Source organism: Selenomonas sp. oral taxon 138 str. F0429, from assembly GCF_000318175.2.
GTDB lineage: Bacteria > Bacillota > Negativicutes > Selenomonadales > Selenomonadaceae > Centipeda > Centipeda timonae.
Genome location: NZ_KB290935.1, coordinates 18985 through 42480, shown reverse-complemented (window position 1 = coordinate 42480; position 23496 = coordinate 18985). Strand labels below are relative to the sequence as shown.

Below are 23496 nucleotides of genomic sequence, written 5' to 3'. Positions count from 1 at the left end.
AATAACAATTCATACAGAAAGAAGCAGATGCAATGAAAAAGAAATTCTCTGAGATTCCGAAGATCGTATGGTTTCAGCTGTTCCTGCTGGCACTCGGCTACGCCTTTTATTCGGCGAACCGTCTGTCGTTCGGTGTCGGGCTCAAGGCGGTTGCGGCGAGCATTTCGCTGACCGCTGTTCAGCTCGGTACGATCAGCACGATCTTTACGCTTGGGCAGGCACTCATTGACATTCCCGCAGGCTATCTAGCAGACCGCTTCGGACGCAAGCGGCTGCTTGTCATGAGCATGGTCGGCCTCGGATGCATGACGGCGCTCGTGACGACCTCATCGAACTTCATCAGCGCGGCGTTTTGGCGCTTTATGTTCGGTGTCACAGAGGGCTGCTGGAACATTGTCATGTACTCGGTGGCCGGCTCGATCTTCCCCGCAGCGCGGGCGATGCTCAACGGCCTTATGATGACGTTTTACTCGATCGGCGCATATGTCGGCCCTGCCTACTACGGGTGGAGCCTTGAGACTACGGGCGAGTGGAGCATCGGGCTTCAGTACATGGGGGCTGTGACGGTTGTTTTCGGACTCCTGCTCATCGTGGGGTTCAAGTCAAAGTACACGGACACGTCCAAGGATGTCAAGCAGCTTCATCTGGTCGAGGCGGTGCGCACCGTCGGCTTCAATAAAGTTGTCTGGCTTGCCGTGCTGATTCAGATTTTGAACATCATCCCGTACTGGGGATTCGCGTCGATGGGGCCGTATCTCTTCATGACGTACAAGGGGTTCAGTGCGACGGAGGCGGGGCAGTTTTTCGGCGCGATCTACGGCATCGGAGGACTCAGCGGTGTCCTCCTGGGGTTCTTCGCCGATCGCTTCGGACGGAGGCCAACGGTGCTCTTCCTCGCTGCGCTCAATGCCCTCTGTGCGCTGCTCATCTTCCACGTCATGCCGCAAAACTCGCCGCTCCTCTACGTCGTCGGCGCAGTCATGGGCATCGGACTCCATGCGATCTACGTGCTCGGCTATACGATTGCACAGGACGGCGTGAGCCGGCAGCAGATCGGTCTTGCAACGGGCATTGTCGGCGCATCGAGCTACTTCCTCTCGTTCTTCTCAGGCCCCTTGATGGGCTTCCTGACGAGCACACTTGGCCATGCGGCGGCACTCGATATCATCGTCGTCGCCTTCGAAGCCGTGCTTGTCGTCGTTGCGTTCTTTATGAAGGAGACGCAGCACAGGGCAGAATTGAAATGACAGTGGCTGCATCCAAGTAAAAATGGGATTGTTGTACGAACATCAACGTACAACAACCCCATTTTCGTTTCCGTTAGTTTTTCGAGAGCAATGCCTCGGTCAGCGCGTCCATGATCTCCTCCTCCCAGATATAGTTGCCGCTGAACTGTCCCGCGCTGCGCGGATCATCGTCCTCGGCAACAGCTTCGCCGTTCATGATGTAGACGAAGCCGTCCTTTGTCCCCGGGCGGAAGAATACGCCGGAGAGGAGACCGAACGCCTCGCCGTTATGGCCGACGAGATCGATCTCGTGTGTGCGGTTGACGCGCGATGTGCTGCCGCCCGCGATTTGTACCTCGCCAAGGCCATAGGAGAGCAGCGTGCCGCCTGCCGTACTCCCGTTTTTCAGCATCGGATCGTACTGCCACTGGGGGCGCAGCATCTCCGCGATCGAGGTGGGGGACAGGATCTGCTGCCCGCGGTAGTTGCCGCCGTTCATCAGCATCTCGAGGCAGTGTGTCAGTTCCTCGTAGGAGATGCGCAGCCCGCCCTGTGGGGAGAGCATTGTCGCATTCGTGCCGGGGACATAGCCCTTGAGCGAGAACCAGCCTTGAATGTCCTCGGCGTACGGGTTTTGCAGGTAGATGGACTCCTTCTTCGGCTGCCTGCCGCCGTAGTCGTCCGCCTTTCCGTACCAAGGACCGTGCTCGTCCCAGCTGCCGTTCTCGTCTTTCTTTTGATAGATCGTGCCGAGCTTCGCAAAGTCCTTTTTGGCGAGGTTTCCGGGCACGTAGTCCGCCTTCGTGTTCAGCTGCTTCAGGATATGTTCCTTCTGGTAGAGATCAAAGCGCTCGCCTGTGACCTTCTCGATGATTGTGCCAAGGAGACCATAGTTGATGTTCGCGTAGCAGAAGTAGCTGCCGGGTGCCTCCTCTGCAGGCGCGAAGTGATCGCCGTTTTCGTAGTAGCGTCCCTCGGGTGTGAAAAACTCGCGCACGCTGACCGAGGGCGGGATGCTGTAGACCTTGCCGTCGCGCAGCGAGGATGTGTGGCTTGCAAGCATCCGCACTGTAATCGGTGTGTTTGGGTGTGCGGGGTTGCGCAGGGGAAAGCCTAGGTAATCACTCACATCGTCGTCGAGACTGAGTTTGCCCGCCTCAACCAGCTGCATCAGCGTGAAGATCGTGAACTGCTTCGACACGGAGGCAATGCGAAAGCGCGTGTCACGCGTGATCGGCTCTGCCGCAGTTCCGTCCTGCGTAAGAAAGCGACGGCTGCCCGCAAAGTGACTGTAGACTTCCTGCCCATTTCGATAGAGCACAACGCCGAGACCCGGAACCTGCGTCCCCGTATCGCCGAGCATCGCATCCAGACGCTTCGTCAACTGTGCCTCTGCGGCGGGGGAGAGGGCGGCGCTGCCCACGGTCATGGGGAATGTCTGCATCTTATGTGAGGCGGGGAGCGGTGCGGGTGCGGCGGGGGCGTTGTTCGAGGCGGCAAAGGCTGCGGGCGCGCCCAAGACAAGCGTCACGCCGAGTACGAGTGAAAGACGGCGCAGCGTGTAAGTTCTGTTTCGCATAGGAGACTCCTTTCGTACAAATAAGATCCGCGCTGACTTCACGGAAGAATTGCAATATTGATTATAAAATAAAAGCGATCTATCGTACAATGGACTTTATGCCTAAAACGAAGTGATTTGCAAAAGAATTCTGTATACTTTTTCGTAAAACACAAAAAATGACAATATATATTTACCTATAAAACTATTGGAAAAAATGATAAATTCGAACTTTTAGGTATATGTTTGCAGGAAATCTTTGTATCTATGGCGTATTCTATATCCATGCGCAATACTACGTCTTTTTTTGTACGAGGAAAATGCAAGAGGAGGAAGACTGCCATGCGAAAACTCGGACTCATCGGCGGCATCGGACCAGAGAGCACAATTCCCTACTATCACGATATCCTTTACGGCGTTCAGGAGCGTGTCGGCAAACCGTATTTCCCGCCGATGGTCATTGACAGCTTGAGCTGTTTCGAAGTCATGCCAATGGCGTCAGCAGGGAAGCGGGAGGAGCTTGCCGCATATCTCCTTGGCAGCATTCGAAATGTCACCGCCGCCGGAGCGGACTTCGCCGCGATGGCCTGCAACACGGCGCATCTCGTCTTTGACGAATTGGAGCGGGAGTCGCCGATTCCTCTCGTCAGCATCGTTGACGTGACGCGCGACCGTGCCGCAGCGCAGGGATACCGAAAGGTCGGCCTCCTCGGCTCAATCGGGACGATGACGGGCGGCTTCTTTCAAAAGGTTTTCGATCAGGCGGATATTGCCATCGTTACGCCGCACATGGAGGAGCAGACCTACATCGAGCACAAGCTGCTGAGTGAAGTGGAACTCGGGAAGATTCTACCCGCGACGCAGGAGGGCTTTCATACGATCACTGCACGTATGGCGCGCGAGGACGGCATTGAGGCCGTCATCCTTGGCTGCACCGAGATTCCCCTTATCTTTGCGGGAATGGAGTCGCCTGTCCCCGTCCTCGACACCATGCGTATCCATATTGTTGCCCTGATTGAGGAAATTATGAAATAAAGCGATGATTGCCGATCGATTTTCGACCACGCATACAAAAACCGCCGCACAATCGTGCGGCGGTTTCGTGTATATGGGAAGTAAGGAAGAATGGACTGTGATTACGCAAGCATGGAGCGGAGGAACCAGATCTGCTTTGCGTAGTTGGTGACGTGATCCTCCATGAGGTTCGCAACGCCGAAGCAGTCATGTGCATTGGCAGCCTTGCGGATCTCAAGTGCCTGATCGCGGAGGAGTTCGAGATCAGCAAGTGTGATCTCGAGTGCCTTCTTCTGATCGACCGCCTCATCGCCGAGCTCCTTAATCGTTGCAATTTCGAGGTAGCCCTTGAGGCTCGCGACCGGCTGTGCGCCTGCCATCTTGAGCAGCTCTGCGGTCTCGTCGAGCACGTCCGCGAATGCATCATAGAGCGACTCGAGGTACTCGTGGACGGCCTTGAACTGCGAGCCGACAACGTTCCAGTGGAGGTTGTGCAGCTTGATGTAGCCGACGCCGATGTTGGCGATGTAGGCGTTGAGTGCGTTGTTAAGGTTTGCATCATTTGCGTGTGACATAGTGAAAAATCCCCTTTCATAATTTTGTACTGCAGATACCTTGTGTATCTGTTTCATATCTCATTACGTGTGCTATTATATCCCAGAAGTTTTTTCTTGTCAATAGTTATTATTAAATATTTTGTTCATAAATCAAAAAAGAACTGGTGCACGAAGTCGTTTCGACTCGTGTAACAGCTCTTTGTTAGCGTTTCTCGGACGCTCAAGGCGCCCCTACCACCGCTCACGCGGTCCCCCTCCCCCATCGGTACGGGGGAGGCTTTGCGTTACAGTATATCAGTCCTTCACATTGCGGAAGGCGAGCGAGTAAAGGAGCACGACGGCAAAGCAGAGGACGGGGAGGTAGAATGCAGTGCGGATGGCGGCGACATCAGGGGTGAAGCCGCTGACGAGTCCGGAGAGGGTGCCGCCGTCGACGAGTGCGCCCATCATCGGCGTGATGGGGATGGAGCCGAGCGAGACGACGGTCTCGATCATGTCGTAGCGGTCAAGCGGTATGTGCGCGACGGCAAATCCGGTCGCCGTGGGCGGATGTGCATGCACGACGGAGCGCACGTCTGCGCGATCCTTGTAACAGCGCAGGTGCATCTTGATCTCTGAGGAGGGACGATAGCCCTCGTTTGCCTCAAGGATGTTGCCCTCACGGTCGATGCGCACGAGTTTCTCCGGCGTGATAAAGCTCTTGCTGATGCCGGTCGGCGTTGCGAGCAGGGTGTCGTCGTCCAGGAGGACGGTGACGTTTCCGTCGTTCGCGGCGACCTAGCCGAGCTGCCACATCTTGTGACAGACATCGCAGATCGCGTCTTTGATTTCCTTTATATTTTCCATTTCTCTCACCTTTCAGGCGTCCGTGACGACACCCTTTTGCAGTATGATGTTGGCGTACAGTGCGGATTCGCCCGTGGTGACAATGGCGTACGCCGTGCGTGCCTCGTCGTAGAAGCGGAACCGCTCGATCGTGCCGACGGCTGCCGCGCCGCGCGCGTCATGCTTTGCAATGATCTCCTTGTACGTGTCCCAGATCGGTGTTGCAACGGGATCGCCCGGCATGACCTCCATGAGGCTGACCGGTTTGTCGACGTAGGGGTCGAGCGGGAACAGTGTGAGGATCGCGTCGAGGAGTTCGGGAACGCCGTGCCCGTCGGCGCGGATGACGATGCAGTCCTTACCGACCGATTCGGCGGGGAAGTTGCCGTCGCCGATGACGATGCGGTCGCTGTGCCCCATCTCGGCGAGCACCTTGAGCAGCGCAGGGGAGATGATCTTGGGGATTCCTTTCAGCATGGGGTCAGCCCCTTCCATTTTTCAAAATGTGCGTCCCATTGGTCGGTGTTCTTCGGCTCGTACGCCGTGATGTCAGAGGAGGCGCGGATGAGTGCCCGTGCCTCGGCGAGATCCTTGACCTCGCCCGCCGCAATCAGCTGCAGGGCGATATTGCCGAGGACGGTTGCCTCAATGGGTCCCGCGAGGACGGTGCGTCCGCACGCGTCTGCCGTGAGCTGGGCGAGGAGCCGGCTCTGGACGCCACCGCCGATGAGATAGATCTTGTCGTAGTGTTTGCCCGTGCAGGTCTCGATCTCCGTGAGTGCCGCGCGGTAGGAGAGCGCGAGGCTCTCGTCGATGCAGCGGATGACGGCGCCCACGCTCTCAGGAACGGGCTGCCCCGTGCGCTCGCACGCGGCGCGAATGCGGAGCGGCATGTCGCCCGAGGGCAGGAAGGCGGGATCGTCGGAGCGGATGAAGGAGCGCTGTGCGGGCGCTGCCGCTGCCAGCTGCTCGAGTTCGCCGTAGCTGTACTCGTGCCCCTCGCGCGACCATGTGCGGCTGCGCGCGTCAAGCATCTGGGTTGTCGTTGCAATCGAGTACTCGGTCTTCTTCTCCCCCGAGAGGAAGTAGTTGAGGAGATCCGGCATGAGGAGCAGTGTCTTTGCACGTTCGAGGAGTTCGGGGCGCTTTTGCTTCAGCGCAAGCAGCTGGAAGATCGTGTTGATCTCCATGATCTGATTGCCCGTAATGCGGTAGAGCGTGTCGCGCGAAATTTTTTGAAACGCCTCGCCTGCCATGCCGACGGTGCGGCGGTCGCGGTAGTGGACGGGATTCTCGATGAGCGCGCCCGCGCTGTCGAGGAGACCGAAGTCCACGCCCCAGGTGTCCGTGCCAATGCTCGCGATCTCATGCCCGCGCGCCTTCAGCAGCCCCTGCTTCATCTCGTGAAAGAGCCGCAGGACATCCAAGTACATCGTGCGTCCGAGGTGGACGGGGTCGTTTGTGAAGCGGTGCAGCTCCTCCATGCGGATGCGGCTGCCGTCGTAGGTGCCAAGGACGGCACGGCCGCCCGAGGCACCGAGATCGAAGGAGAGCACGCATTTTTCGTTTGTCATGAGAGCGCTCCTCCCCTCCTTATTTATATATGGGGCCGTATGCGGCACAGGCGCGATAGTCCTGTCCCTCCGCATCCATGCCGAACGCGTTCCACGCGGCGGGGCGGAAGACATCGACGTCCGCGACGTTGTGCATGCAGACGGGGATGCGCAGGATGGAGCAGAGTGTGATGAGGTCGGCACCGATGTGTCCGTAGCTGATCGCACCGTGGTTCGCGCCCCAGTTGTTCATCACATCGTAGGCGGAGCGGAATGCGCCCTGCCCCGTCAGACGCGGGGTGAACCAGGTGCACGGCCAGGTGTAGTCCGTGCGCTTCCAGAGCTTGTCCGAGACCTCGTCGGGCAGGTTCACCGTCCAGCCCTCGACGAGCTGCAGCACGGGGCCAAGACCCTTGACGAGGTTGACGCGCACCATGGTCGCGGGCATCTCGCCGCGCGTGAGGAAGCGGGAGGAGAAGCCGCCGCCGCAGAAGTAGCCGTTGTCCGCTGGGCACCACTCGGTCGCATCGAGGCACGCCTTCTGATCTTTTTCCGTGAGCTCCCAGAACGGCTTGATCACGGAATCTGCGCCGTCCTTGATCTCGCCGCACGCATCAAGGCACGCTGCACCGGAGTTGATGAGGTGAATGAAGCCCTTGCCTTCCTTTGCACGTCCCTCCAGATCGTAGCCCGTCGCTTTTTTGACCGCCTCGGGGCTCCAGTAGGTACGCACGTCGGCAAAGATCTGGGCGCGGTTCGTGAGCAGCTTGTTGAAGAGCATCGCAACGCCGTTCAGCGTGTCGTTCTCCGTGGCAAGGATGTACGGCTCGCGCGCACCATTCCAGTCGAACGAGGAGTTCATCATCGCTTCGGCGAAATCGCCGTTCGGGTAGAAGTCCGTCCACTGGCGCTGCCCCTGGAAGCCGCCCGCAATCGCGTTGTGCCCGAGCACCTCTTCCTCGCAGCCCTTCGGCAGATTCTTGTTGCCGTTGTAGAGGTCTTTGATGATGCACATCATCTTGACGACGAATTCCCACGCCTCTTCCTTTTCGGCGTCGGACTTGCGTGCAAATTCGGGGTTCTTGTCAAAGCCCTCCTTGCAGTGCTCCTTCGTCCATGCGAGTGCCTTCTTGTACTCCTCCGGGTCATAGACACCCTCCGTCATGCGGCGGATGATCTCGACCTCGTCGACGGATTCGACGCGCATGCCGAGGTACTCCTCGAAGAACTCGGGGCTGATAATCGAGCCGCCGATGCCCATGGTGATCGCGCCGATCTGGAGGTAGGACTTGCCGCGCATCGTGGCGGCGGAAACGGCAGCGCGGCCGAAGCGGAGCAGCTTTTCCACAACGTCGGCGGGAATGCCCTCGGCGTCTGCCTCCTGCACGTCATGGCCGTAGATGCCGAATGCGGGCAGCCCCTTCTGTGCGTGGCTCGCGAGGACGGAGGCGAGGTAGACTGCGCCGGGGCGCTCCGTGCCGTTGAAGCCCCAGACGCCCTTGATCGTCATCGGATCCATGTCCATCGTCTCGGAGCCGTAGCACCAGCAGGGCGTGACCGTCAGCGTGATGTCCACGCCTGCGCGGCGGAACTGCTCTGCGCACGCCGCCGCCTCGGGGACGCGGCCGATGGTCGTGTCCGCGATGATGACCTTGACGGGATCGCCGTTTGTGTAGCGCAGGTTCTCCTCGAAGAGCTTCTTCGCTGCGCGTGCCATGCCCATCGTCTGCTCCTCAAGTGCGCCGCGTACGTCGAGAACCCCGCGCCGCCCGTCGATCGTCGGACGAATGCCGATGACGGGATAGCCGCCGATACATCTTGTTTCTGCCATGATGATTTCCTCCGTTTCGTAATTGATTCATCGCTATGATGAATATTTGATTTTTTCTGTCATTCCTGTATTATAGCGTTGAACGGAGGGCGGCGCTTGTGCTATACTATGTAAAAATTGTACGATTTTATCTTTTTGTGAAACTCAATATATCTTGAGAAGCACTATCATCAAGAGGAGAGCGTGAAAAATATAACGATCTTAGTTGAAAATGCGACGATATTATCTTTTGCAATAAAGGGGGACAGACGGTGAAACACGAGGGATACAACGAATTCCGCACGCGCGGGCGCTTTGATTTTCCAATCGAATTCCATCATGTCGATCGCAATCATCCGCGCTTTCACATGCCCTATCACTGGCACATCGAGTATGAGATCGTCTACATCGTACGCGGTGGGCTGACGCTCTCGCTGAACGAGGATGTGGTGACAGCGCAGACGGGGGATATCATCTTCATCCGCGACGGCATCGTGCACGGCGGTGCACCACTCGATGAGGAGACCGTCTACGAGTGCATTGTGTTCGATCTGAAGAAGCTGCTGCAGGGGAGCCAGACCACAGGCGCGCGCGTACAGCCGATTCTCGAGCACGAACTCCTCATCAATAAATACATCCCGGGCACAACGGCGGATGTCCCCGGGATGATTGCCATGCTGTTTGCAGCGATGAAGGAGGCGTATGCGGGCTATGAGATGGTCGTGACAGGGATGCTCTACAGCTTCCTCGGCGCGGTGCTCCGCCACGGACTCTGCCACGCGCCGAACGCCGCGCTGCGCGAGAGCAGCCGCCGGCGCGTCATGCAGCTCAAGAAGACCTTTCAGCTCATTGACGACGCCTACGACCAGCCGCTCACCCTCGGCGATCTCGCCGCAGCGGCAGGGCTGACTCCGAACTATTTCTGCCGGTTTTTTCAGAAGATCACGCACCGCAGCCCCATCGACTACCTCAACTACTACCGCATCGAGGCGGCGTGCATCCGCCTTGCGCAGGGCGATGAGAGCATCACGGAGATTGCGCTCGCAACGGGGTTCAACGACATCAGCTACTTCATCAAGACGTTCCGCAGGTACAAGGGAATCTCGCCGTTGAAGTATCAGAAGACAATTTCCTCTTGACAAAAAATAACTTTTGTATATAATTCATATCAACAAAATATGTGTTTTGAAAATGGAAAAGGGGACTTACCATGAGCGAGAAAAAATACCATTTTGAAACCCTGCAGGTGCGCGTCGGACAGGAGGAGGCGGATCCCGTCACGGATGCGCGTGCCGTGCCGATCTATCAGACGACCTCCTATGTGTTCCACAGTGCGCAGCATGCCGCCGACCGCTTTGCACTCAAAGATCCGGGCAACATCTACGGGCGGCTCATGAACCCCACGCAGGATGTGTTCGAGAAGCGCATCGCGGCGCTTGAGGGCGGCGCGGCGGCACTCGCGTTTGCCTCGGGGGCGGCAGCAATCACGGCGACGTTCCAGGGGCTCGCCCATGCGGGCGATCACATTGTCGCGCAGCAGACCATCTACGGCGGCTCGTACAACCTCCTCGCGCATACGGTGAAGGAGTGGGGCATCGACGTGACCTTTGTCGATCCGAAGGCGGGGGCACAGGGCTTTGCCGATGCGATCCGTCCGAATACGAAGTGCGTCTTTATCGAGACCGTCGGCAACCCGAACGCCGACCTCATCGACATCGAAGCGGTCGCGCAGGCAGCGCACGCGCAGGGCGTGCCTGTCGTCATCGACAACACCTTTGCCACGCCCTACCTCCTGCGCCCCATCGAGCACGGTGCGGACATCGTTGTGCACTCGGCGACGAAGTTCCTCGGCGGGCACGGCGCGAGCCTCGGCGGCGTGATCGTAGACGGCGGAAAGTTCGACTGGAAGGCATCGGGCCGCTTCCCGCACCTCACCGACCCGAACCCGAGCTATCACGGCGTGAGCTTCGTCGATGCGCTCGGTCCTGTTGCATTCGTTGTCTATATCCGCGCACTCATCCTGCGCGACACGGGCGCGGCAATCGCACCACAGAGCGCGTTCTACTTCATCCACGGGCTTGAGACGCTGTCCCTGCGTGTCGAGCGTCATGTGGAGAACGCGCTGAAAGTGGTGGACTTCCTCGCGAAGCACCCGAAGGTGGCGAAGGTCAATCATCCGTCTCTCGCCAACCACCCTGACCATGAAATCTACAAGCGGTACTTCCCGCACGGCGGCATCTCCATCTTCACGTTCGACATTGTGGGCGGGCGCGAGGCGGCGTTCCGCTTTATCGACAAACTGACCCTGTTCTCGCTGCTGGCGAACGTTGCGGACGTGAAGTCGCTCGTCATCCACCCCGCGACCACCACGCATTCGCAGATGAACGAAGCCGAGCTTGCCGCCTCCGGCATCGGTGAGGGAACGGTGCGCCTATCCATCGGCATCGAGCACATCGATGACCTGATTGCGGATCTTGAGGAGGCACTCGCCGAGGTTTGAGGATGTTGTGAGCAGTAGTGCGGGCGTCACCGCACCTCCGAAAAAAGCCCTTGCCAACGCGCCCCTCACTGTGCTATAATGCGTCATGTCGCATAAGCGCATGGAGAGGTGTCCGAGTGGTCGAAGGTGCTTGACTCGAAATCAAGTGTGGTGATGAGCCACCGTGGGTTCGAATCCCACCCTCTCTGCCAGTAAAATCAAGGCTTCCGAGCATTTCGCTTGGGAGCCTTTTTCTGTTCTGTTTTTATTTTTGACAGCCTTTTTGACAGCATGGCTGTCACTCGGAATATTTTTCTTCACACTTGACTATTTTTTTCGTGATACCTTCCTGCATCTGTGTGGTGTTGTGAACGTATCGATCCATTGTGAACGCTACTGAGGAGTGGCCGAGGCGAACCTGTATCTTCTTTGCGCTGATCTCCTGCTCTGCGAGGAGCGTCGCGTGCGTGTGCCGGAACGAGTGAAAGCGTAGATCGGCGGGAAGATGCAGACGTTTCTTGAGGTCGGCGAAGATGTGTGTCACGGCGGTGAGCGTCATCGGCTGTGTTTCGTCGCGCAGGGAGCGAAAGATATAGTCCTTTTTCGTAAGGCGGATTCCTTGCTGGAAAAGTCGCTCTGCGAGCTTCCTTTTCCACGCGAGGAGGTTCTGCACGGTTGTAGGGGAGAGTGTGACCGTTCGTGTGCTGTACGCCGTTTTAGGTGTTCCCTCGCACTCCTCTCTGCCTCTCTTGCGTGCTTTTGTGACGTGGACGAGTGCGGCGTCCACATCGAAGTCCGACCACCGCAGGGCGATGATTTCACCGCGCCGCAGTCCGGTGCTCCATGCGAACTTAAATAGATGCTCAATCTGTGATCCGCGTACCTCGTTCATAATCGCATGGTAAATTTCGGGGGTGACAATCCTGGCAGCTGTCGTCGTGTGCTTTGGCTTGCGTATAAACTCCATCGGGTTGTTCTCGACTAATTGCTCAAATTTTGCTGCCTTGAACATGGACTGCAGGAGCGTGTAGATCGCCTGTCTCGTGCGGTCTTTTTTTATATCCGATAGGATTCGCTTTATCAGTGCAGGCTTTATGTCGTTGATCTTCATACTCTCCGGGATGGCGGGGAGTACATATTGCGATAGAAACCTGTGATAGGTTGTCAGCATCGACTCCTCGAGTTTGTCCACGTCGCGCTTTGTCTGCAGGAATGTCTCTGCAAAATTGTGGAACGTATCTACGAGGAGAAAGTCAGAGAAATTTGCCGCAAGAACACACCGCCGCTCTGCTTCGAGGTCACGCAGACTGTAGGCGTAGATGTACCGCTTCACCTTCTCGCCCGTAATCGGATTCTCGACGGTCACGCTCGACTGATAGCGTCCGTCCTTGCGTTTTGTTGGCATGATAAAACACCTCCAAAGGATTCGTTGTGGAATAATCCCCGAAGGTGTGATATACTTTCGTTTGAGAGTGCGTATATCTCTACGGGGATACGTGCGACCGCTCATCGTGCTACCAGCACGGTGTGCGGTTTTTTATGTGGGAAGAAATGGCCTTTTTCCAAGCTCGATGCGAGGCGGTTAGACCATAGCAGAATGCTCCGACCTGTGATATACTGGATGCGTTGCCGCCCCTACACATGGCAATGAGAGGGGGTGTGTATATGCTCACTATCTCTTTTCTTCTCTCCATCTTGGCTGGTGTAATTGCCAACTACGTCAGCAAATGGCTCGATGAGAGAGACGACGGCGACGAGCCTAGGCGTTAGTCCCTGCCTGCAGTATGGGAACAGAAAAGCCCCCAAGGTGCGAACTTGGGGGCTTTTCGTGTGTATAACTCACTATCTCGTTTGCCATAGATAGTATAGCACAAGTCCCCGATGATATGCAAGTGATATGTTCCCGCCGCCCTAGGTGTGGTCTTTTTTTATGCCCTCCAACCATCCGAGAGAAAACGGCGCACATGATCTTCATCAATCACTAGACGGTGTGAGTTTGGGTAGGATCGTCAATATCACCTCACTGATCGAGCGTAGTCCTGGATGAGTTCGCGCCAAATGTTTTCCCAATCCGAGATAGGACAAAAGCTCAAACTCATACCGATAGTTCTCCAGCCAGGATGAAAAGAAATACATATCCGGAAGGGGCTTGAAAAGATGCTCGCGCAGGTAGCCCTCATACATCTCGGCGACAGGAATACCGCCTAAATAACGTGCGTCCTCTGCATATATCTTAGGAAACGCTGAAAAATTCTTTTGTTGCAGGATTGAGCTCCGAAATATTACAATAGAGGAAAACAGCAACACGACGAGAGAGAGGCAACATCATTGTGCAGCAAACCTTTACCGACATGGAGTACGCAAACCGCAAGAGAACAACACGGCGTGAAGCCTTTCTGCAAGCCATGGAATCCATCATTCCTTGGAACGAATGGATGGCACTCATTGCGCCGTGCCATCTCCAGAAAGAGCGCGGCAGAAAACTGATTCCACTGGAAACGATGCTGCGCATGTACCTCATGCAGAACTGAGTCGCTTCTCAGCAAAAAAGCATAAACGAAAACAGCGCCCCGCCGATCATTCTCGGTGGGGCGCGTTTCTATGCAAATATTGTGCGGTCAGCCCTCGGAGTCGCCCATCCACTCTTCGGAGAAGACGGGGGCATCCTTGACGAGGGCGACGATCTCCTGCCGCGTCTTCTCGATCTCTTCGGGGGAGAGGACGGTGGTGAGCGGTTTTGCGAGCAGGGAGCCGATGTAGGCGATGTCCTCCTCGCGCATTCCGCGCGTCGTGGGGTTCGAGGTCGAGAGGCGCAGGGCGTGGAGGAAGAGGCCGGAGTTCATCGTGGGGACGTTGTCGGTCTTGACGCGGATGCCCATCTGACCGATTGCCTTGACCGCAGCTGCGGTATCAATGCCGGCGGCGGCAGAGGCGAGGACGAGGTGGGTGTCCGTGCCGCCGCAGAGGACGGAGGCACCATGGTCGGCGAGGGTGCGCGCGAGCACCTGCGCGTTCTGTACGACCTGCGCGGCATAGCTGCGGTAGCGGTCGCTGCCCGCCTCGCGCAGGACGACGCCGAGTGCGGCGAGGTGGTTCATGTGCAGCGCCTCATGCCCCGTGTTGATGACGGCGGCGTCCATGCGTGCGGCGATGTCGCGCTTTGTGAGGAGGACGGCACCATCGGGACCGCGCAGCGAGTCGCGCGTGGAGAAGGTGACAACATCGGCGAGCGGCACGGGCGAGGGCACGAGCTTTGCCGCGACGAGGCCGACGGACTGGCTGATGTCGACCCAGAGGTAGGCGTCGACGGTCTGCGCGATCTCGTAGAGGATCTGATAGTCGATGGTACGCGGGTAGCTGACAGGCGAGAAGATGATGAGCCGCGGCTTTACGCGCTCCGCCTGTTCGCGCACGGCACCCCAGTCAATCTCCTGTGTGCCAGGCTCGATGCCGTAGTTCTCAAAGTCGTAGGAGAGTCCTGCGACGTGATCCTTTTTCCTGAGGTTGAAGGAGAGGACGGTATCGCCCGATTCCAGCAGCGCCTGAAAGACGACACGCGAGGCGGCGACGATGTTGCCGAGGCGCACGATGGCATGGTCGCAATGGAACAGCTCCACTGCGCGCGCGCGGACGATGGCATCGAGGTGCAGACCGCCGCTCGTGGTCTCGTCGTGGCGGTCAAAGAAGCTGTTCGTGAGGACGCTGCCCTCGAGGTACTTTGCGAACGGCGACATGGCATTCATGTTCGGCATGAGGGAGAGGGTGTAGCGCTGGCGCTGCCGCTCCTCCTCGAGCAGACCGTAGATCTCGGGGTCGAATGTCTTCAGGTGGTTGGCGACTTCTTCACGTTTCATGGGCAATTCTCCTCTTCCGTAAAAATGGGGTTCGTTCAGTCTTGTCTTTTCAGTATAGCACAATGCGCCGCATAAATCACTCATTTGTTGACGCTTCTGAATATTTTACAATGAAAACCTCCGACCGCACACTTCTGCACGCGGTCGGAGGTTGTTTGATGCTCCGTTATTTGAACAAGCTCTTGAGGATGGTTTTCCGCTCGTTGGCGACGTGCTCGTGGACGCTGCCCGTGTCGGAGGTGGGCGCGACGGTCTGTGCGGTTGCGCCCTCGTTCATCCACTCCTCGGAGAAGGTGGGCTTATCCATGAGGAGCTTTGCGATCTTCATGCACACCGAATCCTCCTCCTCGGCCGGGCATTGCCCGCTGAGGGTGCGCGCGAGTACGTCGGCAATGATGGACATGTCCGCCTCCTTCAGTCCGCGCGTGGTCGGGTTCAGTGTCGAGAGACGCAGCGCGGAGAGCATGATCTCGGGGCGCATGGTCGGGATCTTGTCGCGCTTGACATAGATGCCCATGCGTCCGAGGGCGTGCACGGTGTCCACGATGTCAACGCCCGCCGCAGGAGCGGCGAGGATGAGATGGGTCTCGGTGCCGCCTGCGAGGAGGTTGATGCCCTGCTCCTTGAGGGCTGCAGCGAGCGCGCGGCTGTTCGCGAGCACTTGCTCCCCGTACGCGCGGAAGCGCGGCTGTGCAGCTGCATGCAGGGCAAAGCCGAGCGCGGCGAGGTGGTTCATGTGCAGGGAGATATGCCCCGTGTTTGCGACGGCGGCGTCCATCTGCGGCGCAAGCTCCTTCGTGCAGAGGAGGATCGCGCCGTCAGGCCCGCGCAGCGAGTCGTTCGTCGGGAAGCTGACAACATCGGCAAGCGCTACGGGCGAGGGGATGAGCCCCGCTGCAACGAGCCCGACGCACTGCCCGATGTCGACCCAGAGATATGCCCCCACGGCGCGCGCAACGGCGGCGAGCCGCTCGTAGTTCGGCACGCACGGATAGCTGACAGGTGAGAAGATGATGAGGCGCGGCCTCACGCGCTCGGCGAGCTGCATGACCTCGTCCCAGTCCACCTTTTGGAGGGCAGGGTCAATGCCGAAGTTCTCGAAATGGTAGTTCAGCCCCGCACAGTGCTCCTCTTTCCTGCGGTTGAAGGAGAGGACGGTATCGCCCGGCTGCAGCAGCGCAAGAAATGTGACGCGCGAGGCGGCGGCGATGTTGCCAAGCCGCACGACAGCGTGCGCGCTGCCGAAGAGTTCCTGCGCGCGCGTGCGGACAAGCTCCTCGACGGAACTGGCATGACGTGCCCCGCAGCCCTCGAGGGTGCTGTTTGCGAGCGCACTCCCCTCGAGAAAGGCGGCGAGCGGCGACATGGCGTTGACCGTCGGGATCAGCGAGAGGGTGCAGCGCTGCCGCTGGATCTCGTCCTGCAGGAGGGTGAAGATCGCGGGGTCGAATGCCTTCAGATGGTTCAGCATTTCTTCTTTTTTCATGATATTCTCCTCATCATGCTGCGGCGCACAGTTGTGTGCCATGCAATGACAGGTGTACCCGTGGGCACACCTGTCATGCGGTGAACGACATACTTTTCAGTTCATTCACGGTTCAGCATAATGAGCGGAGAAGTCCGCTGCTGCCGCTTATATCTAAGTTTGGATTAGAACGGCCAGACGAGGGGGATGACGACAAGGCAGACGATCAGCGAGACGAAGACGAGCGGAACGCCGACCTTGACGTAGTCCATGAAGCGGAACTGTCCGGGGCCGAGAACGAGGGTGTTCGGCGGCGTCGCAACCGGCGTGGTAAATGCGCAGGATGCCGCAATGCCGATCGCCATGACGACCGGATATGGGGAGACGCCGATGGACTGCGCGATGGAGATCGCAATCGGCGCGAGGAGCGCGGCTGCCGCCGTGTTCGACATGAACTGCGTCAGGCCGCACGAGAGGGCGAACATTGCACCGACGATGAGCATCGGGGACGGATGGTCGCCGATCAGGCCGACGACGAAGTCTGCAATGAGCTTGCCTGCGCCGCTGTGATCCATCGCGCTGGCGAGCGGGAGCATACCTGCGAAGAGGAAGATGGTCGTCCAGTCAACGCCCTGATACGCCTGCTTCTCCGAGAGGCAGCCCGTGAGGACGCAGAGGAGACCGCCGATGATCGCCGAGGTCTGCATCGGGACGTTGATCTGCTTTTCGAGCACCATTGCGATGACAACGCCGATCAGGATGACAGCGCAGATGACCATCTTGCGCGGATCCTTTGCCTCCTCCGCCTCACCTGCGACCGCCTCGCTGTCCACGAGCTTGCGCGGGCAGAGCTTGCGGCCGATCGTGAGCATATAGATCATGCCCGCGATGGAGAGCGGGATACCAATCCATGCGAATTCGAAGAAGCCGAACGGCGTTAGTCCCGAGGCACCGAGCGTCGCGCTCATGAGGATGTTCGGCGGCGTACCGATCATCGTGATCGTGCCGCCGACGTTTGCCGCGACGGCGAGCGCCATGAGCTGCGGCGAGACGGGCAGTTTTGCCGCTGCGCAGATCTGGATGACGACGGGCATGAGGCACGCGACTGTCGCCGTGTTCGAGGACACGGACGAGAGGACAATCGTTATGAGCATCAGTGCCGCCATTAATGCACGCTCGTCATTGCCCGATTTTTTGACGACGGCGATGCCGATTTTTTGCGCGAGTCCCGTCTGGAACATCGCGGCGCCGATGATGAACATGCCTGCGAAGAGGACAACGGTGGAATTCGACAGACCTGAGAAAACCTGTGCCGGGGTGAGCACCCCCAAGAGTCCGAGCGCGATCGCCGCGCCCATTGCCGTGACGGCGAGCGGGATAATCTCTGTGGCGAAGAGGAACGCCGCCACCCCGAGAACACCCAATGTCAGCATTGCTGCATCCATGAATACATCTCCTATTCATACAGTTCGTTCGGGATTGCTGCGGGTATCAACAAGCCCGATTAGTTTCCGTAGTATATTTCGGAAACTTTCTTTCGACGAATTCTTATAATTCTCTCTCTATTCCGTTTTTCCTGCTATATTTTGGACAAAAGCCCTATGAAACTTTGACATTGAAATGATAAACAACAGTTATTATTTGCCTGCATTCATATATAGTGTTGTTTATTTTTCGAAACGGAAATGGCATGAGGTTCATAGAGAAAATGCAAAATCGCTTGACATACACATAGGCTTTAATTATACTGTCATACGAATTCATTTCAATCAAAATTCATAAGTAGATTCGGTGCCCGAGAGGGCGTAACAGGGAAATCGGGGACTGCCGACCCATGTGGGCGGCAGATCTGAGAGCCGATGCGGTCCCGCCGCTGTAATGCTGAGAACGTTCCAATATGTCACTGACAGAGCTTTTCTGTTGGGAAGGCGGAGCGGACGATGATGCAGAGCCAGAAGACCTACCGAGTCTCGTGCGCCGGAGCGCTGCGCCCATGCGTCGCACTTCTCTGCATCCTGCGATGGACAGGACGGCAGGCTTTTTTCGTGTGAGAAAGTCCCGTTCTGCTGTGGACGGGACTTTTGCATGATTTGCGCGATGAATTCAGGAGCTATGGATTATTGGGGGGGGACGGGCTTTGTCCGTCTATATCAAGGAGGAAAATGGAGATGACAAAACGAAAGCTCATGTGCGCGATTGCACTCGCGACGGCTGGCTCGGTCTGGATGGGAGCTGCAAGTGCTGCGGAGAAGACGGAGACGATGGACTCCTACGAACTCGCACCGGTCGATGTGGAGGGACAGCGGCAGGCGGAACCTGCGGAGGAAGAGGCGACGATGCCCGGCGGATTTGTGAGCAGCAAGCCCTCGGTCGGACTGCTCGGATCGCAGGATGTCATGGATGTGCCGCTTGCGGTGACGGAGATCAGCCACAAGACGCTCGAGACCTTTGCAACGCCGACGGACGGCGTGAACGGCGCGCTCGTGCTGAACCCTGCCGTGCGTGTGCAGACGGGACATCTCTATCAGGATATTGCAATCCGCGGTTTTCGCATCAACGGGCATGCAAGCTATACCAATGGGATTCCGGGGATGTTCGGGCAGATGAATCTGCCGTATTACTGGGTGGATCGCGTCAGCGTGATCGCAGGACCGAACATCGGCGTGAGCGGTGCGGCGATCAACGAGGCTGCGGCGGGGACAGTCAACTATATCTCCAAGCGTGCAGAGAGCGATGCGGCGCAGGCGAAGATCTCCTATCTCGGCGGCAAGTCTGTCGAGGAGGCGGTCGATGTCAGCAACCGCTTCGGCAAGGACGACCGCTATGGCGTGCGCATTACGGCGACGAATCAAAATGGGGAGACGGCGGTCAAACATGAGAAGATGGATCGTCAGACCCTCTTTGTCAATCTCGACCGGCATACGGAGAAGTCGACGACAAACTTCCTCATGGGCTATGTGCATACGAAGCAGAAGGCAGGCCCCACGCGCATCAATTTTGATTTCAGCCCGGGTCATGTGACGCACCTGCCGCGCGCACCCAAGCTCTCACGCAGCTACAAGCCTTCGTGGTCGTACAATGCGTATGACAATGTCATCATGACACTCAACCACGAGCAGAAGCTTGCGGAGCATCTCACGGCGTTCTTCAACGCGGGCTATCATCACGAGGACTGGTACGGCTATATCGACGGCTCGCCGAAGGTGGTCAACGACGCGGGTGACTTTACCATCAGCATGGAGCACTATCCGCTCGCGTTCTCGCGCTACTATCTGAATCTCGGCCTGAAGGGCGACTTCAAGACGGGCGACCTCACGCATGACTATGTGCTCTCTCTCGACCAGAACTGGGCGCGCAGCTATGGCGGCACGTATCGCCCCTTCACTTGGAGCGGCACGGGCAATATCTACCGTGACAACAGCTGGGCACAGCCGGATCTGCCCGAGAAGGAGGCTCCGTACCAGCGCAAGACGCGCCTGCGCGGCTGGCATGTGGTGGATACGATCAAGACGGCGGATGAGCGCACACAGGTGACGCTTGGTCTGCACGGGCACAATGTGCGCATTGTGCAGGCGTCGGGGGCGCGCACGGACACGAGCGCGATCTCGCCGATGGTTGCGGTCAGCTATAAAATTACGCCTGCGGTGACGGGCTACGCGGCGCATACGGAGAGCTTCGGCCTTGGCACGATGGTCGCAACGGGCAAGGGCTATGCAAATCAGGGGGATATGCTCGATCCCGCAAAGACGAAGCAGAATGAAATCGGTGTGAAGGTGCAGGGCGGCAACTTCCTCCACACGCTGAGTTATTTCGATATTCGTCAGGCAAACAGCGTTGATGTAATGAAGTCGGGGCTGAAGTATCTGCAGTACGACGGTGAGCAGCGGAACAAGGGCGCTGAGTGGGGCTTTACGGGAACGCTCGCGGAGAAATGGGATCTGATGGGCGGCATTACGTACCTTGATGCGCGTCAGAGCAAGACGACGAACGGCGCAAACGACGGCAAGCGCGTCGACGGTCTGCCGTATTGGTCGGGGGCGCTCGGTCTTGTCTACCGTCCGACGACCGACTGGTCGTTGATTGCGCGCATGAACTATATCGGCGACAGTGTGATCAATAGAGGTCAGATTGCCGTGCCCTCGCATCTCCTCTTTGATCTCGGCGCGACCTATCGGACGAAGATGGGCACGACGCCCGTGACGCTCTCGGCGATGATCTACAATGTGACGGGCAAGGACTACTGGAATCCCGTTGCGGGGCAGGGGACGAGTCTTGCCCTTGGCGAGCCGCGCACGTTCACGTTCTCGGCGAATTTTGAGATCTGATGCATCATATTTGGCGAAACGGCCCCGTCGGCACCCTTGCGGTGCTGCTGGCGGGGCTTCTTGTTGTGTCCGGACTGGTGGGGCTGACGCTCGGCGTGCTGCCGCTCTCCCCTGGGGATGTGGTAACGCTCCTTGGTGGGGGATCGCTTGGCGATGCCGCACAGACGGAAACCGTACGCGCCGTTCTGGAGCTGCGTCTGCCGCGCATCCTGCTCGCGGGAGGTGTCGGGATGGGGCTCTCGCTCTCGGGTGTCGTTATGCAGGCGATTTTTCGCAATCCGATGGCGGATCCCTATATTTTAGGCATCTCGTCCGGCGCGTCGCTCGGTGCCGCGTGTGCAGTGTTCCTCGGGATTGGCTCGATGTTCGGCGCGGGTGCGATTGGGGTCGGTGCCTTTGTCGGGGCTGCACTGCTCTCTGCTCTGATTACGGCGGCTGCCGGGGGCATGCGGCGCGACCTCTCCTATTTTCTCATCTTTGGCATCGCACTCGGAGCCGTGTGCAGTGGACTCACGGGAGTGCTCATCTACTTCGGGGCAAACTCCACGGGGATGGATGTGACGCTCTACTGGCTGATGGGGAGTATTGCTGCGGCAAAGATGCCGTGGGTGCTCGCGCTCTTGGCGGTGCTTGCGCTCGTATTCCCGTTCTTCCTCACGCAGGCGCGCATGCTGAACCTCATGCCGGCCGGAGAAGAGGCGGCGATTCCGCTCGGACGAAGTCTGCTCCCATTCGTGCGCGGCTATCTCGTGCTGAATGCGCTACTGGTCGGGATGATTGTGATGAACGCGGGACTTGTCGGCTTTATCGGGTTGCTTGTGCCGCATTTTACACGCATGCTTACAGGGGCGGATCATCGACGTCTCGTGCCCGTGGCGGTGCTGCTCGGCGGGATTGTTGCCGTCTGGGCGGATATCCTCGGCAGAGTGCTTGTCACGGGGGTTGACATTCCCCTCGGCGTGATGCTGGCTCTGTTCGGTGCGCCGGCGTTCATTGTTATGCTGTTGCGGCGGGCGTACCGATTTGGAGGTGTAGGATGAGGATCGAGGTCGCGGGCATATCCGCGCAGTATGGAGAAAAATGTGTGCTGAAGGATGTCTCTGTCACGTTCGCAGCGGGGCAGGTCACGGGACTCATCGGACCCAATGGCAGTGGCAAGTCGACGCTGCTTAAGTGTATCTATCGGGTTCTGAAGCCGACGGGCGGGCAGGTTCTCCTCGGTACGCATGACCTCTGTGCGCTTTCCTATCGGGAGAGTGCGCAGAGGACAGCGGTGCTTGCGCAGCATCACGGCGCGGATTTCAATTTCTCCGTGCGCGATGTCGTGCTTATGGGACGTACGCCATACAAGGGAATCACGGAGGGAGACAGTGCCGAGGATGTGGAGATCGCGCGGCGTGCGATGCGGGAGACGGGCGTCCTACCGATGGAGGCGGAGAGTTTCTCCATGCTCTCGGGCGGTGAGCAGCAGCGCGTTATGCTGGCGCGTGCGTTGACGCAGGAAACGCCCTGCCTCATCCTCGATGAGCCGACGAATCATCTGGACATTACATATCAGCTGCAAATTATGGATCTGATTGCAGCGCGCGGGATGACGGTGGTCGCGGCAATCCACGATCTCAATATTGCCGCGATGTACTGTGACCGCATTGTCGCCCTACAAAAGGGGGCGCTCATTGCCGAGGGGGCACCCGCTGAGGTGCTGACGCCCGCGCTGATCGAGCAGCTGTATCATGTGCGTGCGGAGGTATTCCCACGTGCGGATGGACGTCCTGCCGTGGTCTATGAGAGGGGGCGTGCGGATGCATGAGGCTGTGCGGAGTACCCTTGCGGCAGCTGCCGTTGTTCTCCTTATGATCTATGCGCTCGGGCAGGGCATCATCACGCTCGGCTTTGGGGAGACGCTTTCCTATCTGTGGTTGACGGTGACGGATCCGACGGGGGCGGGCAGCATTCGGCAAGATGTGCTGCAATATCTGCGCTTGCCGAATTTTGTGATTTCGTTTCTTGTCGGCGCGGGTCTGTCGGTCACGGGCGCGGTCATGCAGGCGGTGGTGCGCAATCCGCTTGCTGACCCCTACCTTCTCGGGGTCTCCTCGGGCGCAAGCCTCGGTGCCGTCCTCGCCATTGCTCTTGGTGTCGGAAGTCTTTTCGGGATGGACGGGACGGGGGCATGTGCCTTTCTGGGGGCGGGAGCTGCCAGCCTCCTCATCCTTGTCATCGCGTCCGTTACGCGGCGCAGCGGTGGGAGCCTGACGCTGCTGCTCGCCGGCTTCGCACTGAACGCGGCATGCTCGGCGGCGGTCAGTTTCATTGTAGCGGCTCTTGCAGAGCCGAGCAAGACGCGCTCCATCCAGTTTTGGATGATGGGCGGCATTGTGACGGGCGGATGGATGTCGGCACTCACGCTCCTCCTCATTACGACGGCGGGCGTCCTCTACTTCTGCACACAGCGGCGCATCCTCGACCTCATGCTTGTGGGCGATGAGCTCTCTCTCAGCATGGGCCGCGATCTCGCACGCTATCGGAAACTCTATATCGCCGTCACGGCATTGATGGTTGGTGCCGCCGTCTACACGGCAGGGATGATCGGCTTTGTGGGACTCCTCGTTCCGCATGTCGTACGCCTCGTCACGGGAAGCACACACAGGCGCGTGATTCCGATGAGTGCGCTCGTCGGCGGTGTATTTCTCGCCTGCGCGGACATTCTACGGCGCAATATCCTGCCAGGGATGGAACTGCCCATCGGCATCGCGACGGCGCTTGTCGGCGCACCGCTCTTTCTGTGGATGCTCCTCCGTCGGAAATATGGAGGTGCCTCATGAGGCGC

At 58.4% G+C, this 23496-nt stretch carries 18 protein-coding genes, 1 tRNA gene, 1 pseudogene and 1 riboswitch; of the genes and pseudogenes, 10 read left to right on the top strand and 10 right to left on the bottom strand.

The window, feature by feature from the left end; genetic code table 11:
• Positions 1-32 precede the first annotated feature (32 nt).
• Positions 33-1247 (top strand): MFS transporter, encoded by a 1215-nt coding sequence (locus HMPREF9163_RS04625; RefSeq protein ID WP_009440520.1) that lies wholly within the window; start codon positions 33-35, stop codon positions 1245-1247.
• A gap of 73 nt (positions 1248-1320) precedes the next feature.
• On the opposite strand, the gene HMPREF9163_RS04620 is transcribed toward HMPREF9163_RS04625, so the two are convergent.
• Positions 1321-2805: a serine hydrolase gene (locus tag HMPREF9163_RS04620; protein WP_009440519.1), complete on the bottom strand. Its 1485-nt coding sequence runs from the start codon at positions 2803-2805 to the stop codon at positions 1321-1323.
• Positions 2806-3126: 321 nt separating this feature from the next.
• Between HMPREF9163_RS04620 and HMPREF9163_RS04615 the strand changes: the two genes are divergently transcribed.
• A complete protein-coding gene (locus HMPREF9163_RS04615; RefSeq protein WP_009440518.1) occupies positions 3127-3819 on the top strand; it encodes an aspartate/glutamate racemase family protein in 693 nt (230 codons plus the stop codon).
• Positions 3820-3920: 101 nt separating this feature from the next.
• Here the strand turns inward: HMPREF9163_RS04615 and HMPREF9163_RS04610 are convergent, their stop codons facing one another.
• The 5 genes and pseudogenes from HMPREF9163_RS04610 to HMPREF9163_RS04590 form a co-directional block, all read right to left on the bottom strand.
• Positions 3921-4373, bottom strand: coding sequence for a DNA starvation/stationary phase protection protein (locus tag HMPREF9163_RS04610; protein ID WP_037346086.1), 453 nt, complete (start codon positions 4371-4373; stop codon positions 3921-3923).
• Between the two features lie 276 nt (positions 4374-4649).
• Positions 4650-5117 (bottom strand): annotated as a pseudogene (locus tag HMPREF9163_RS12370) (class II aldolase/adducin family protein); the annotation flags it as partial.
• A gap of 96 nt (positions 5118-5213) precedes the next feature.
• Positions 5214-5657 (bottom strand): RbsD/FucU family protein, encoded by a 444-nt coding sequence (locus HMPREF9163_RS04600; RefSeq protein WP_009440514.1) that lies wholly within the window; start codon positions 5655-5657, stop codon positions 5214-5216.
• Positions 5651-6754, bottom strand: coding sequence for a rhamnulokinase family protein (locus HMPREF9163_RS04595; RefSeq protein ID WP_009440513.1), 1104 nt, complete (start codon positions 6752-6754; stop codon positions 5651-5653). Before HMPREF9163_RS04595 ends, HMPREF9163_RS04600 begins: the two co-directional genes overlap by 7 nt.
• 19 nt (positions 6755-6773) lie before the next feature.
• Positions 6774-8564, bottom strand: coding sequence for an L-fucose isomerase (locus HMPREF9163_RS04590; protein ID WP_009440512.1), 1791 nt, complete (start codon positions 8562-8564; stop codon positions 6774-6776).
• Between the two features lie 251 nt (positions 8565-8815).
• Between HMPREF9163_RS04590 and HMPREF9163_RS04585 the strand changes: the two genes are divergently transcribed.
• From HMPREF9163_RS04585 to HMPREF9163_RS04575, 3 genes are all read left to right on the top strand, one after another.
• Positions 8816-9682, top strand: coding sequence for an AraC family transcriptional regulator (locus HMPREF9163_RS04585; RefSeq protein ID WP_037346083.1), 867 nt, complete (start codon positions 8816-8818; stop codon positions 9680-9682).
• A gap of 71 nt (positions 9683-9753) precedes the next feature.
• Positions 9754-11043: an O-acetylhomoserine aminocarboxypropyltransferase/cysteine synthase family protein gene (locus tag HMPREF9163_RS04580; protein ID WP_009440509.1), complete on the top strand. Its 1290-nt coding sequence runs from the start codon at positions 9754-9756 to the stop codon at positions 11041-11043.
• Positions 11044-11145: 102 nt separating this feature from the next.
• A tRNA-Ser gene (locus HMPREF9163_RS04575) sits at positions 11146-11234 on the top strand.
• An 86-nt stretch (positions 11235-11320) separates the two neighbouring features.
• Here the strand turns inward: HMPREF9163_RS04575 and HMPREF9163_RS04570 are convergent.
• Entirely contained in the window at positions 11321-12427 is a 1107-nt protein-coding gene (locus HMPREF9163_RS04570; RefSeq protein ID WP_009440508.1) for a site-specific integrase, read from the bottom strand.
• Positions 12428-13352: 925 nt separating this feature from the next.
• Here HMPREF9163_RS04570 and HMPREF9163_RS11705 point away from each other — a divergent pair.
• A complete protein-coding gene (locus tag HMPREF9163_RS11705) occupies positions 13353-13553 on the top strand; it encodes an IS5 family transposase (RefSeq protein WP_009440505.1) in 201 nt (66 codons plus the stop codon).
• Positions 13554-13640: 87 nt separating this feature from the next.
• Here the strand turns inward: HMPREF9163_RS11705 and HMPREF9163_RS04555 are convergent, their stop codons facing one another.
• The 3 genes from HMPREF9163_RS04555 to HMPREF9163_RS04545 form a co-directional block, all read right to left on the bottom strand.
• Positions 13641-14876 carry a glycine hydroxymethyltransferase gene (locus HMPREF9163_RS04555; protein ID WP_009440504.1) on the bottom strand — a complete coding sequence of 412 codons (1236 nt, stop codon included), beginning with the start codon at positions 14874-14876 and terminating at the stop codon, positions 13641-13643.
• A gap of 166 nt (positions 14877-15042) precedes the next feature.
• Positions 15043-16362 (bottom strand): serine hydroxymethyltransferase, encoded by a 1320-nt coding sequence (locus tag HMPREF9163_RS04550; protein ID WP_037346114.1) that lies wholly within the window; start codon positions 16360-16362, stop codon positions 15043-15045.
• Between the two features lie 164 nt (positions 16363-16526).
• Entirely contained in the window at positions 16527-17786 is a 1260-nt protein-coding gene (locus HMPREF9163_RS04545; protein ID WP_009440502.1) for an SLC13 family permease, read from the bottom strand.
• Positions 17787-18113: 327 nt separating this feature from the next.
• A riboswitch (cobalamin riboswitch) is annotated at positions 18114-18324 on the top strand.
• A gap of 185 nt (positions 18325-18509) precedes the next feature.
• Here HMPREF9163_RS04545 and HMPREF9163_RS04540 point away from each other — a divergent pair.
• From HMPREF9163_RS04540 to HMPREF9163_RS04525, 4 genes are read left to right on the top strand one after another with little or no spacing between them, the layout of a single operon-like run.
• Positions 18510-20666 (top strand): TonB-dependent siderophore receptor, encoded by a 2157-nt coding sequence (locus tag HMPREF9163_RS04540; protein ID WP_157049418.1) that lies wholly within the window; start codon positions 18510-18512, stop codon positions 20664-20666.
• Positions 20666-21706, top strand: a complete 1041-nt coding sequence (locus HMPREF9163_RS04535; protein ID WP_009440498.1) for an iron ABC transporter permease — start codon at positions 20666-20668, stop codon at positions 21704-21706. Before HMPREF9163_RS04540 ends, HMPREF9163_RS04535 begins: the two co-directional genes overlap by 1 nt.
• On the top strand, positions 21703-22476 hold the full coding sequence (locus HMPREF9163_RS04530; protein ID WP_009440497.1) for an ABC transporter ATP-binding protein: 774 nt from the start codon (positions 21703-21705) through the stop codon (positions 22474-22476). Before HMPREF9163_RS04535 ends, HMPREF9163_RS04530 begins: the two co-directional genes overlap by 4 nt.
• On the top strand, positions 22469-23491 hold the full coding sequence (locus HMPREF9163_RS04525; protein ID WP_009440496.1) for an iron ABC transporter permease: 1023 nt from the start codon (positions 22469-22471) through the stop codon (positions 23489-23491). Before HMPREF9163_RS04530 ends, HMPREF9163_RS04525 begins: the two co-directional genes overlap by 8 nt.
• Positions 23492-23496: the final 5 nt, after the last annotated feature.